General features: G+C 69.2%; 13 protein-coding genes and 1 pseudogene. 5 read left to right on the forward strand and 9 right to left on the reverse strand.

The window, feature by feature from the left end; translation table 11 throughout:
• Nucleotides 1–209: 209 nt before the first annotated feature.
• The 3 genes from ACFE65_RS16425 to panB all read right to left on the reverse strand — a co-directional run bounded on the left by ACFE65_RS16425 (nucleotide 210) and on the right by panB (nucleotide 3,332).
• Nucleotides 210–1,583 carry a PQQ-binding-like beta-propeller repeat protein gene (locus ACFE65_RS16425; protein ID WP_375383441.1) on the reverse strand — a complete coding sequence of 458 codons (1,374 nt, stop codon included), beginning with the start codon at nucleotides 1,581–1,583 and terminating at the stop codon, nucleotides 210–212.
• Entirely contained in the window at nucleotides 1,580–2,389 is an 810-nt protein-coding gene (locus ACFE65_RS16430; RefSeq protein WP_375383442.1) for a tetratricopeptide repeat protein, read from the reverse strand. Before ACFE65_RS16430 ends, ACFE65_RS16425 begins: the two co-directional genes overlap by 4 nt.
• Nucleotides 2,390–2,453: 64 nt before the next feature.
• A complete protein-coding gene (gene panB / locus ACFE65_RS16435) occupies nucleotides 2,454–3,332 on the reverse strand; it encodes a 3-methyl-2-oxobutanoate hydroxymethyltransferase (protein WP_375383443.1) in 879 nt (292 codons plus the stop codon).
• Nucleotides 3,333–3,543: 211 nt separating this feature from the next.
• Between panB and ACFE65_RS16440 the strand changes: the two genes are divergently transcribed.
• Nucleotides 3,544–4,122 carry a hypothetical protein gene (locus tag ACFE65_RS16440; protein ID WP_375383444.1) on the forward strand — a complete coding sequence of 193 codons (579 nt, stop codon included), beginning with the start codon at nucleotides 3,544–3,546 and terminating at the stop codon, nucleotides 4,120–4,122.
• 54 nt (nucleotides 4,123–4,176) lie between these two features.
• Nucleotides 4,177–4,335: pseudogene (locus tag ACFE65_RS16445) on the forward strand (BrnA antitoxin family protein); the annotation flags it as partial.
• A gap of 117 nt (nucleotides 4,336–4,452) precedes the next feature.
• On the opposite strand, the gene ACFE65_RS16450 reads toward ACFE65_RS16445, so the two are convergent.
• The 3 genes from ACFE65_RS16450 to ACFE65_RS16460 all read right to left on the reverse strand — a co-directional run bounded on the left by ACFE65_RS16450 (nucleotide 4,453) and on the right by ACFE65_RS16460 (nucleotide 5,860).
• Nucleotides 4,453–4,581: a hypothetical protein gene (locus ACFE65_RS16450; protein ID WP_375383445.1), complete on the reverse strand. Its 129-nt coding sequence runs from the start codon at nucleotides 4,579–4,581 to the stop codon at nucleotides 4,453–4,455.
• A gap of 99 nt (nucleotides 4,582–4,680) precedes the next feature.
• Nucleotides 4,681–5,586 carry a subclass B3 metallo-beta-lactamase gene (bla, locus tag ACFE65_RS16455; protein WP_375383446.1) on the reverse strand — a complete coding sequence of 302 codons (906 nt, stop codon included), beginning with the start codon at nucleotides 5,584–5,586 and terminating at the stop codon, nucleotides 4,681–4,683.
• Nucleotides 5,579–5,860, reverse strand: a complete 282-nt coding sequence (locus tag ACFE65_RS16460; RefSeq protein ID WP_375383447.1) for a DUF427 domain-containing protein — start codon at nucleotides 5,858–5,860, stop codon at nucleotides 5,579–5,581. Before ACFE65_RS16460 ends, bla begins: the two co-directional genes overlap by 8 nt.
• A gap of 139 nt (nucleotides 5,861–5,999) precedes the next feature.
• Here ACFE65_RS16460 and ACFE65_RS16465 point away from each other — a divergent pair, with 139 nt between their 5' ends.
• Nucleotides 6,000–6,830: an alpha/beta fold hydrolase gene (locus ACFE65_RS16465; RefSeq protein ID WP_375383448.1), complete on the forward strand. Its 831-nt coding sequence runs from the start codon at nucleotides 6,000–6,002 to the stop codon at nucleotides 6,828–6,830.
• Nucleotides 6,823–7,407, forward strand: coding sequence for a TetR/AcrR family transcriptional regulator (locus ACFE65_RS16470; RefSeq protein ID WP_375383449.1), 585 nt, complete (start codon nucleotides 6,823–6,825; stop codon nucleotides 7,405–7,407). Before ACFE65_RS16465 ends, ACFE65_RS16470 begins: the two co-directional genes overlap by 8 nt.
• A 25-nt stretch (nucleotides 7,408–7,432) precedes the next feature.
• Here the strand turns inward: ACFE65_RS16470 and ACFE65_RS16475 are convergent, their stop codons facing one another.
• Nucleotides 7,433–8,365 (reverse strand): VOC family protein, encoded by a 933-nt coding sequence (locus ACFE65_RS16475; protein WP_375383450.1) that lies wholly within the window; start codon nucleotides 8,363–8,365, stop codon nucleotides 7,433–7,435.
• 41 nt (nucleotides 8,366–8,406) lie between these two features.
• Nucleotides 8,407–9,339, reverse strand: coding sequence for an alpha/beta hydrolase family esterase (locus ACFE65_RS16480; protein ID WP_375383451.1), 933 nt, complete (start codon nucleotides 9,337–9,339; stop codon nucleotides 8,407–8,409).
• A 341-nt stretch (nucleotides 9,340–9,680) separates the two neighbouring features.
• Between ACFE65_RS16480 and ACFE65_RS16485 the strand changes: the two genes are divergently transcribed.
• Nucleotides 9,681–10,400 (forward strand): TetR/AcrR family transcriptional regulator, encoded by a 720-nt coding sequence (locus ACFE65_RS16485; RefSeq protein WP_375383452.1) that lies wholly within the window; start codon nucleotides 9,681–9,683, stop codon nucleotides 10,398–10,400.
• A gap of 905 nt (nucleotides 10,401–11,305) precedes the next feature.
• On the opposite strand, the gene ACFE65_RS16490 is transcribed toward ACFE65_RS16485, so the two are convergent.
• Nucleotides 11,306–11,712 (reverse strand): hypothetical protein (locus ACFE65_RS16490; RefSeq protein ID WP_375383453.1); only part of this gene is annotated, 407 nt, incomplete at its 5' end.

Raw genomic sequence — 11,712 nt, forward strand, 5'->3', positions numbered from 1 at the left:
TGCCTCCCCCTCCACCAGCTTCGCTGGTCCCCCTCCCCCTGGCGGGGGAGGATTGATCGGGTCGGTTCGCCTCACTCATCCTCCCCCGCCAGGGGGAGGTGGCGCCGCAGGCGACGGAGGGGGAGGACTGGCTGACGGTCGGGGTGCCTCCCCCTCCACCAGCTTCGCTGGTCCCCCTCCCCCTGGCGGGGGAGGATTGTCGGCGTCTCTCACCGATACGCGCTGATCCGGCCGCGCTCGTCGATCGTGTACAGCGTGCTGTTCGCCACCACCGGCGGCAGCGTATAGGGCACCTTCTGCTTCTCGTCGCTGATCGCGGCGCCGTCGGTGGGGGAGCGATAGGCGAGCTGGCCGAGCGAGTTGGTCAGCACCAGCTTCCCGCCAGCCAGCACCGGCCCGAACCACGTCACCTGATCCTTGCGCGCCTTTTCCTTGCGGAAATGCTGGAGCTGCGTGATCCAGCGCACCTTGCCGGTCGCGCGCGCGACGCACACCAGCCGGGCGTCGTCGGTCACGATGAACAGCCACTCGCCCGCGATCCAGGGCGTCGAGATGCCGGCGAAGTTCTGCTCCCACACCCGCTGCCCGGTCGAGATGTCGACCGCGACCATGCGCCCGCCCTGGCCGACCGCATAGACGCGGCCGTCCTCGATCACCGGGTCGGCGTCAACGTCCGCCAGGCTCGACACCGACGTGGTGGCCGACGTGCGCGACAGCGCGTCCTGCCACAGCACGCGGCCGTTCTCGTAGCGATAGGCGTTGAGCTCCCCCGACGAGAAGCCGGCGACGATCGTGCCCTGGCTCGACGCCGGCGCCGCGACGCCGAACACGCCCTGCGATTCGATGCTGCCGGTCTGCGTCCAGACGATCGAGCCGTCGGTCTCGCTGAGCGCGAAGAGCTGGTTGTCCTGGCTCAGCACATAGACGTTGCCGTTGGCGAGCGTCGGCGATCCGCGCAGCGGCCCGCCCGGCTTCACGCGCCACAATTGCTTGCCGTCCGCCACCGACAGCGCGACGACGTCGCCGAGACCGTCGGTCGCATAGACGCGCCCCTCCTCGACGCTGACGCCGCCGCCGAACCGCGCGAACCGGCCCTTCTTGCCCTCAGCGAGCGGCGTCTGCCACAGCGGCGCGCCGGAATTGGCGTCGATCGCGTGGACGACCGCGTTGACGTCGATCGCGAACAGCTTGCCGCCGTCGATGACCGGCGACGCGCCCAGCCGCGCGCGATCGGTGCCGCCGGTGATCGTCGCGGTCCACAACCGCTGCGGGCTGGCGGCGAGCGCGAGCTGGCCGTTGGACTTGTCCGCGCTGCCGCCGGCCTGCGCCCAGCTCTCGTTCACCGTCGCGGGCGGCAGCGAGACGGTGACGGTGGCCAGCGTCTTGTCGATCTCCGCCGGCTGCTCGCTCACCAGGATCGGCACGCGCTCGCCCACCGTCGGCGTCTTGTGGCTGCCGTGCTTGAAGATGCCGCAGCCGGCGAGCGTCAGGCCCAGCGCGGCCACCAGCGCCAGTCGCGAAGAAACCGCCCGGGCGTGAGTGTCGCGTGAGATGCCCGGTCGCAGAGCAATGGTCGTCGTCATGTCGCAGGCTTGTCCTGTCGTTGCGAAGCGGCGCTCACCGCCTCCTGATTGTCCGAGGCTTCCGCGCCCAGCGCACTCGCCATCTGCACCGCGCGCTGGCGGGTCGTCGCAGGCACGGTGTCGTCGCCCGCGATCTGCCCGAACAGCGTGGCGGCGAGGTCGCGCTTGCCCAGCTTGAGATAGGCCAGCCCCACCATCTCGCCCGCGCTGCCGAAATAGGCATTGCCCTTCACCGCCAACGTCCGCAACCGGCTGACGACCGCGTCGGGCTTCATCGTGTCATATTGCGCGGCCGTCTGGCGGACCAGCGCGAGATCGCGCAGCGGCGCGCCCACCTCGCCGTCCGCCACCACGGCGGCGAACAGCCGCGCGGCGCCGGCATTGTCCTGGCCGCGCAGCGCGATGTCGGCGCGCGTCATGTCGGCCAGCGCGCGATAGCCCGGCCCCGCGTCGCGCGCGATCGGCACCAGCGCGGCGTCCGCGCCCTTCAGGTCGCCATTGGCGAGCTTGTCGAACGCGGCCTGTATCTGCTCGCCCTCCACGCCGCGCTGGGCCTCGCGATGGCTGCGCCACCACAGCCCGATCCCGGCCAGGACGAGCACCGCCACGATACCGACGATGATCCGGATGCCGTACCGCGACCAGATGTCCGCGACACGCTCGCGCCGCACTTCCTCGTCCACTTCGCGCAGGAAGGCTCGATTGCTGGTGTCGGGCGTCAGGGCCAATGCGGGCTCCGGGTTGGGGGAAGGCGCGAGCCATAGCGGCACCGCCCGCGAAACGAAAGGGCGTGGCAGGTCGGCCATGCCCTTGCATGGCCTGAACAGCGCGGGGCGCTGTTCACCTGACACGCGGCGACGTCCGTCAGCCTTACCCCCGTGGCGCGTACACCTGCTCAGGCCCCGGGAACGCGCGCGCGCGCACGTCGGCGGCATAGGCCGCGACCGCCGCGTCGATCTGCGCCGCCAGGTCGCCGAACCGCTTCACGAAGCGCGGCGTGCGCTCGAACAGGCCGAGCATGTCCTCCGCCACCAGCACCTGACCGTCGCACTGCGCGGACGCGCCGATGCCGATCGTCGGGCAGGCGACCGCCCGCGTGATCGCCACCGCGACCGGCTCCACCACCCCCTCCACCACCAGCGCGAAGGCGCCCGCGTCGGCGACGGCGGTCGCGTCCGCCACGATCTTCGCCGCCTCCGCCTCGTCCCGCCCACGCGCCGCATAGCCGCCGAGCACGTTCACCGCCTGCGGCGTCAGCCCGACATGGCCCATCACCGGCACGCCGCGCTCGGACAGGAAGCGGACGGTCGGCGCCATCGCCTCGCCGCCCTCCAGCTTCACCGCCGCCGCGCCCGTCTCCTTCATCAGCCGCGCGGCGCTGGCGAACGCCTGTTCGCGCGATGCCTCGTAGCTGCCGAACGGCATGTCGATCACGACCACGGCATGATGGCTGCCCCGCACCACCGCCGCGCCATGCGCCGCCATCATCTCGAGCGTGACCGGCACGGTCGAGGCGAGGCCGTACACCACCTGCCCCAGGCTGTCCCCGACCAGCAGCAGGTCGCAATGCGGGTCGAGCAGTTGCGCGGTGCGGACGGTGTAGGCGGTCAGCATCACCAGCGGCTCGGCCGTCCCCGCCGCGATCCCGGCCTTGCGCGCGCGGATCGCGGGGATGGTGACGCGCTTCATCGGTGCAGGCACGGGCGTGGCACGGCTCGTCGCGCCGTCGACGGTGTAGGTGGTGGACATGGGCGCGGGTGTACCGCAGCGGCGCAGGTGGGGCTAGGTGGGTGCGAGGCTGGGCGGCGGGACGGGCATCGACCAGAGCCAGCCGACCGGGTCTGGTAATAAGCGGTACGTCCGCCTCTCGCCAGCTTTTTGGAAGCGCCACCTGCGACTTCCAGCTCCTAGCCTCGTTGAAGCTGATCATAGTCTTCATGTGCGACGGAAAGGAAAGCTCATGACGAGGCCTTTCGTGGTAATTCTTGGCTTGGCAGGTATCTCAACAGCTGCCGTCTCAAATGGCGCGGCGACTCTGCGCTATCCCAACCCGGTCCAAGCGGCGATCGGCACTGTCGAGCCTGCAACGCGAGGGCGACTGGCCGCCGCGGGCATCAATGCCGATCCGCGACGCGTGAGTTTGCTCGCGCGCGTGCGACTACCGGCAGGCGTGCCTATCGTACGCCTCTTTGGAAACGGTTTCGAGCTTTCGGATGGTGATACTTACGCAGTGACCCAAACCGGCGTCGTCCTGGTCGGACACCAGCCTGTCTCCGGTAACGTCGCTTCTCGAACGACGTCGCGCGCCTTGTATGCCACGCCTGACAAGTATGTCGCGCTTCGGCACGGCCCTGGTATCGATACGATCACGGCACAGGGCTTTGAAAACGGCCACGTCGTGCTTGCTGCGCCCAAAGGCAGGATCATCGGCATGGAGTATCAACCAGGCCCGCGAGGGTTCGACGGCCACATCACGACCTACGTCCGAACCGGGGAGAATGACGGCTTGTTCTTGTCATTGGCGCCACCCGAACTTTGAAGTCAGTGACCATGCCGAGCCGGACGACGAAGCCCGCGCCCGGATCATCGACGCCCGCCGGGCCTCTCTCGCCCGCTCAAGACACCGGTCATGCTCCGGCTGGATGCCGATATCGTCGCCTGGTATAAGGAACATGCCGAGGGTCGCGGCTATCAGACGGAGATCAACCGCGTGCTCTGCCACCACGCCGCCGAAAGCGATGCCCACACCTGATATCCCGGCCCCGAGCCGACGGACAGCAGCGGCCGATCGACAGCATAAGCCTGGACATGGGCGTTCGTCCTCCGGCGGGCGAGCGCGACCCGGCGCCCGCCCGTCACGCCCCACCCGTCAGCGCTTCGGCTGGCCCTCTTCCGGCGCCTTGCCCTTGGTGGAGGGATTGGACGCGTTCTGCTTGGGCGCCTTTTCCGCCTTGGGCTTGCGGACTTCCTTGTTCGACTTCTGCTGACTTTTGGCCACGACGATCTCCCATGCTGGGGTTGCAGGAACCACGGGCTTAGCATGGCTTGCCGCCGAGCGCGCTCATTCTGCGCGCGGGCCGGAAGACTGGCGGGCCCGCTACCGGCGCCGGCTATCGGCGGCTTGCGCCTGCGCGCCGAGCTGCGCGTCGAACGCCTTCTGCGCGTCAACCACGACCCGGCGCAGCAAGCCGCGGTCGACGAACGCGTCCCGTTCGCCCCGCGCCGCGCGGTCGCGGCGGCCCATCACGTCGGCCACCTCCGGGTGCATCGGCAGCACCACGTCGGCCGGCAGCCTGGCCATGCTCGCGAACGTCGCGCGATAGTCGGCGACGATGCCGGGATAGGCCTTGTTGCCGACCAGCCGGTTGAAGCCGTGGGTGACGCTGCACGGGAACACGACGTCCAGCATCCGCCCTTCTGCCACCTGCCGGTCAGCGACGCGCATCGACCATGTCGTGCAGCCCGGCGTGTGGCCGGGCGAGGCGTGCGCGACCAGCGTCACGCCGCCGAGCGCCACGACGTCACCCTCCCCCACCGCGCGCGCCACGTGGACCGGGGCGAAGCGCACGGGCGCGTACAGCGTCTCGCCCGGCGGATCGCCGCTCTCGATCGCGGCGCGGTCGCGCGCGCCGGCGACCACCTGCGCGCCCGTGTCGCGCACCAGCGCCGCATCCGCGCCGACATGGTCGAAATGCGCGTGGCTGACGAGCAGGTAGCGGACATCTCGCAAGGCCGTGCCCGTCGCGGCGATGTTGCGCTCCACGCCCGCGACGTTCTGCGCCATCGTGCCGTCGATCAGGATCGCGCCCCTGGGCGTGCGGATCAGATAGGCGCCGATCCCCAGGCTGCCGACATACCAGATCGGGCCGACGATGCGGAACGCGGGCGTCGGCCGCGTCCAGTCCGGCGGCTCGGCGAGCGGCGCGGCGCCGACCACCACCAGCGCCGCGGCGGCGATCAGGGCGCGCGCCAGTCGACGCGCCCGCCCGTCCCGCTCAGCCAACGACGACGCCCTTCCAGAACGCGTACCGACCCTTGATCTGCGCCGCCTCCGGCTTGGGATCGGGATAATACCAGACCGCGTCGGGGTTGCGGACGCCGCCCACCACCAGCGTCTTGTAGTGCGCGGTGCCCTTCCACGGGCAGACGGTGCGCGTGGCGCTGTCTTCCAGCAGCGCGGCGTCGACGCTGTCGGCGGGGAAATAATGGTTGCGCTCGACGACGACGGTCTCGTCGGAGCGGGCGATCTCAGCATCGTGCCAGCGGGCGGTGGTCATGGGCGGTCCTTCCGGTTGGAGCACGTCCCTACCCCGTACGGGCCGGGCTCGTCGAGGCGCACACGGCGCTGCTCCGGCCATGATCGGTTTGCCGCGAGCACGCTTGACGCGTCAAGCTATTAGGCATAGCCGGCTAGCTATGGACATTAGCTATTTCGATATCGCCGGGGGCAGCCTTGCTGTGGAGGTCGAGGGGGAAGGTCCTCTCGTCATCTGCTCACCCGCCATGGGCGACACCCGGGACGCGTTCGCGCCCCTTGCCGCGCACCTGGTCGCCCAGGGCTATCGCGTGGCCCGCGTCGATCTGCGTGGGCATGGCGACAGCACGGCGCACTTCGATCGCTACGGCGATGAGGCGATCGGGGAGGATCTGCTGATGCTGGTCGACGCGCTCGGCGGCGGGCCTGCCGTTCTCGCGGGCGCGTCGCTGTCGGCGGCGGCGGCCGTCATCGCCGCGGGCCGACGTCCAGCGCAGGTGGCCGGCCTGATCCTCCTGGCGCCCTTCCTCCGCAACGGCGCGGGCGAGTTCACGCGCTCCGTCCTGTCGCTCGCCTTCGCGCGTCCATGGGGGCCTTTGCTGTGGCGCGTCTACGCTGCCAAGCTGTGGCCCGGCCTCGGCGATCGGGCCCGCGACCGCGCGGCGAGCACGACCGCGTCGCTGCGACGCCCGGGGCGCTGGGCCGCGTTCCGCGCGACGCTGGCGGGCGCCGACCATCGTGTCGCCGCGCCGTGGATCGGCCGCGTGACGGCGCCGGTCCTCGTGGTCATTGGCGACGCCGATCCCGATTGGAAGGTGCCGATGGACGAAGCCGCATGGGTCGCGTCGAACTTCGCGGATGCCGAGACGATCGCGGTGCCCGGCGCGGGGCACGCCCCGATGCTCGAGCATCCGCAGACCGTGAACCCGGCCGTCGACGCGTTCCTCCAGAAGCTGAGCAGGAGCGGAGCGTTCGCACCCGCCGATGCCTAGGGGGGGACTCAGCCCCGCGATCGTCACGGAGGCGGCGGCGGCCATCGTCGATGCGCACGGCCTCGCCGCGCTGACGCTCGCACGGCTCGCGGCTCGTCTCGGCGTGGCGCCGCCCAGCCTGTACAAGCATATCGGCGGGCAGGACGACCTGATCCTCCGCGTCTCGACGTTGTCGCTCCGGTGGCTGAACGATGCGCTGACGACGGCCGCGATGGCACGCGCCGGCCGCGCAGCCCTCGGGTCGATCGCGCACGCCTATCGGCGTTTCGCGATCGATCATGCCGGTCTCTACACCTTGACTCAAGGTCCGCTCAGGCCCGATTCTGACGCGCAACAGACCGAGGCACGGCGCGTGGTCGCGGTGTTCGACGCCGTCATCGCCAGCTACGGCGTACCCGACGCGCTGTCGGTACATGCCATCCGCGTCGTCAGGGCCAGCCTGCATGGCTTCGTGGACATCGAGGCGCGCGGCGGCTTCCAGCTGTCGCAATCGGTCGACGAGAGCTTCGAGCTTGTCGTCGAGGCAGCCCATGGCTGGTTGACGGGGCTCTGCCCGCACCCGTCTGCGGAGCCCTGATTATGATGGCGGCGGCGGGGGCGTATCAGGACAGGAAGTCGGCGGGCGCTTGGGGTCCCCATACGGACAGGGCCTCGTCCGCGACGTCGTGGCGACCCCCGTCGAACCGCTCGTTCAACAGGTCGCCGTCGGCATAATGTTCGATCATGAAGCCCGAACAGTCGCGCCAATAATCGAAGACCTGGCTTCCGAGCACGTGGCGGCCCACGCCCCAGAACTGCTTCCAGCCTTTCGCCTTGAGCCACTCGCTGCCCATCATCACCTCGTCCGGGTCCTGGACCTCGAAACTGCAGTGGTGGACGTGGGTGGTGGGCGACTCGAGGAAGAAGATGCTGTGGTGATCGACCCACTCGTCGCCGCGGGCGACGCGCATGAACGCCGCGATGTCGTTCTGGTCCGATCCGTCGTACAGCGTGTCGGTCGCCAACATGCCCAGATTGTCGCGGTACCACGCGATCGACCGGGCGAAGCTGCTGACGTTGAAGCCGAAATGCCCGAGCTTGCGGACGCGGGCGGGGCGCCGCTCGAACCGCTGGAACTCGCCCAGGCGCAGCTTGCGATGGCCGAGGTTGATGACGCGGCCGGGCGTCTCCTCCAGCGGTTCGAGCGGCGTGCGGCCCGCGATCAGGTCGATCCGGAACCCGTCGGGATCGCGCAGCTCGACATGCCAGCCGCCCTGCGGGCCCGGCAGCGGCTTGACCAGCGACGCTCCTTCGATCGTGCGCGCCGCCGTCTCCAGCACGGCCCGGTCGGCGACCTCGAAGCCGCCCGCGACGAAGGCGGGCTCGCCCTCATGCGCCACATAGCACACGCCGTCGGCCGCCACGCCGCGCAGATACAGCACGCCGGGCTCGCGCCCGCAGACGACGAGTCCGAAGTCGTCGAGGAACCGCTCCGCCTCGTCGAGAGAGGCATGTCGGTACTGAATATAGGCGGGTCGCAGTGCGCGTACATTCATCTATTCTCTCCTGGCGTCTTCCTGGCATGTTCTTGTGGTCGTCAGTCCTGGCCCGGTCGTCGTCGGCCGATGTCCGGAGGGTGACGGACCTCGATCCTCGCGAGGAAGAAGTCCGCGATCAGCCTGCTGGCGTCGAGATGCCCGCCTGGCGGTCCGAACAGCGCGACATGCTCCGCGTCGCGGGTGCCGGGCCAGGCGTGGCCGGCGCCGGCTTCGACGTACAGCGATAGAGCGCCCTCGCCGTCGGGGGTCCGATGAACCTGCACGTCGGCGCCCGGGACGTCGCCCCGGCGGGGCGGCGACACGCATCCCTGCGCGCGTGCGTACCGGGACGCGGCCTCGGCGACGCTCATGTCCCAACGCGGCCCCGCGCCGCCGCCGAGCGGATTGATGGCGTCGGCGATGCCGTGGAAGACGATGGTCATCGGCGGCCGTCGATGGCCCTCGACGAAGCGCAGTCCCGCGACGAGGGCGGCGGCGGTCCACGCGAGCGGCCCCGACGTCAGCAGGTGCGACGCCAGCCGCGCACCGCCCGAATAGCCCGACAGGAACAGCGGCGCGCCGCACAGCCCGAGCATGCGCTGCGTCTGCGCCACCAGTGCGGCCAGATAGGCGATGTCGTCAACGTCGTCGTCGGCCTGCGCGTCGCCCCCGTCCGTCGCACCGCCCGCGCCCGTCGCATCGGGCAGCGGCGCGCCCGGGACGGTCCAGGCGAACCCCTGCGTCGACGCCGGCATCAACCGGAACGGCGTGCCGGCCTGCGGGATGAGGACGGCGATCCCGTGCGGCACGAGCAGCTCGGCAAGCCCGGTCATCCGGTGGTGCCGCTCCGGATCGAGCCCGCTGCCGTGCAGCTCGACCGCCAGCGCCGAGACCGGACCGCTCGCCGGCCGGAACAGCAGCGTTTGGCGCCGCGCCGGCACCGTCATGTCCGCGGCATCTTGGGCGGCGCGCGGCGGCTCTGTCAGGATCATGACCTGCCCCTCACGCGGCGCTGCCGTCCGGAAGCGTGCCGGCCGACTCCGGATATGCCGATGTGGGCCGTGTACCCGCGCCAAGCGCAGGCGGAGACGCGGCCGCGGGGTGAAGATCATGGACTGACATCGCCGCCTGACCTCCTTCCTCTCACCCGCCATCGTCCTGGCGTCGCTGGTGGACGGGCCGGCTGGCTCAGCGCGCCGGATACCAGCGAACTGACGCCGGATCAATATCGATCTTGCGTCGGTGTTCGCCCGCCGCCGCATCATGGCGCCATTGCTGATGCGGGACGGAGTTCATATGACGCGGCCGGCATGAACCCCGGACGTGAGTGCGAATGGCGGAAACGATCGCGAGCGGCGACGATGGAGCGGCGGCCCTGCACGAGGCCAGGCCCGCGCACGGGCGCGTTTCCCGGCGCCGCAATGCCACGCGCGCGCGACTGCTCGTGGCCGCGCACGACATATTGGCGGAGGTCGGCGTCGACGCCGCCAAGATCAAGGACATCACCGACCGCGCCGACGTCGGTTTCGGCACGTTCTACAACTACTTCGAGACGAAGGATCAGGTCGCGCGCGAAGTGCTGGACTGCATCATCCACGATTGCGGCATCCGCAACGCCGTCGCCACGGCACATCTCGCGAGGTCCGATCCGGCCGCCGTCATGCCGACGTCGATCGGCCTCGTGATCCGCGAGGCGGCCAGCACGCCGATCTGGAGCTGGTGGGCGCGCCGCCCCGATCTGCTCGTCGACCGCATCCGCGACGGCTTCGCCGGCTTCGCGATGGAGGACATGAGACAGGGCATCAAGGCCGGTTTCCTCGATCTTTCACCGGAGGACGTCGACCAGGCCTGGGCGCTCGCCTGCTGGATGATCGCGGGCGGCATCCACGACATCGTCGTCGGCGATCGCCCGGTCGAAAGCGCGGGCTTCGTCGGAGAGGCGATCGTCCGCGCCTGGGGCTATGATCGCGACACGATCACCCGCGTCGCCGCGGTCACCCCGCCTCCCTATGGCCCGGCCAACATCGACTGGAGCTTCGTGCTTCGGGCTTAACGCTGGGAGCGAGGTTGCGTCATCTCCGCGAATGGGGTCATCCACGTCGCCGTCCAGCATCTCGCTGATGAAGCCGTCATCCCAGCGAACGCGGGGATGACGAAGGGGGAGCGCTGGCAGGCTTCGAAGCTCAGGGTAGACGGAGTGAGGGACCGACGGGCCTATCAGCGGTGTCGCCGGCGAGTGAGCGAGCCGGGATCGTGCCACGGACGACTTTGAGTCCTGCCCAACGGCAGCTGCCGCCGCCGAATGATGAAGCCGAAATCACGCTCCGCGTGACGGCGGGCTCTTGTCAACGCCGGCTTTGGCCGGCGAGTGAGCAAGCCGGGATCGGGCCCCGCACGATCCCGTGTCTTGCTCACTCCCATTCGATTATTTCCGGTCTCATAACTCTGTGAAATATATGGCTAATATCGCGCTCTGCAGAGAGCATGCCGTCAGAAATACCGTCAGCCTCGAAGCTAAAGCCGAACGTGCGCTATGGTATCCGATGCTATCCGAGAACACGCTTCGACCTTTGAACGCAGGTCGAGGTGGAGGGTTTCAGAGCTCCAGCATGAGCGCCTCACAAATTCGCGGCTCTCTACTTGCGGCCATGCTGGGCAAGACGACGATTACGTAGAACTCAGCCTGATCCCTCCCTGTTTGCCAACCCGCATTTGAGGCGTTGCCGGAAGTGAGCATTACCCTGGAGCGCCACGCTCGCGCTGCCTGATCGAACATTCCGGGCCTGTAGTTTTTGAAGACAACCGGATTAGGCCGGCTTGACGTAAATTGGGGCGGTAAGAGTTGGGTGGCTCTCGTCCAGATGACCTTTCGTGGACGGAGGTTCTGTCGGAGCAGGAACCGCTGCAAGAATCAGCCCTCAGGCAATTGTAGATCAACGCCGAAAATCTAGAACTGTGTCAGCCACAGCAGAACGGCTGTTTGAAGTTTAATCCGACAATCCGAGTAACTGTGATCGGTCGCGAAATGCTGGCGCTCGAGCTGGGCAGCACCCAGTCCTGGATTGCATCGGCCAACGCATCACTGCCGCGAGCGAACCCATCGTCCGAGGTCACCATCAACAACGGCCGATTAGCGAGACGGCCTGCGTAGTTCGTCAGCCGCCATCGGTCGGCGTTCGATTGGGCCTCCTCGACAAGTGCCTGCGCGGAGGCCCGCGCGATCGCGTGCCGCGCACGATCAGACAAGTCGCAGCGCGTTCCGACCAGTGCCGCGATGCGCTCCTGTAGGACACGCCCCTCGACCCGGCTCGGCAGCTGTGAAGGGCGGTGACAAACCCGGCCACAGGAACGCCGGCGCAGTGCTG

This window comes from uncultured Sphingomonas sp., from assembly GCF_964237335.1.
Taxonomy (GTDB): domain Bacteria; phylum Pseudomonadota; class Alphaproteobacteria; order Sphingomonadales; family Sphingomonadaceae; genus Sphingomonas.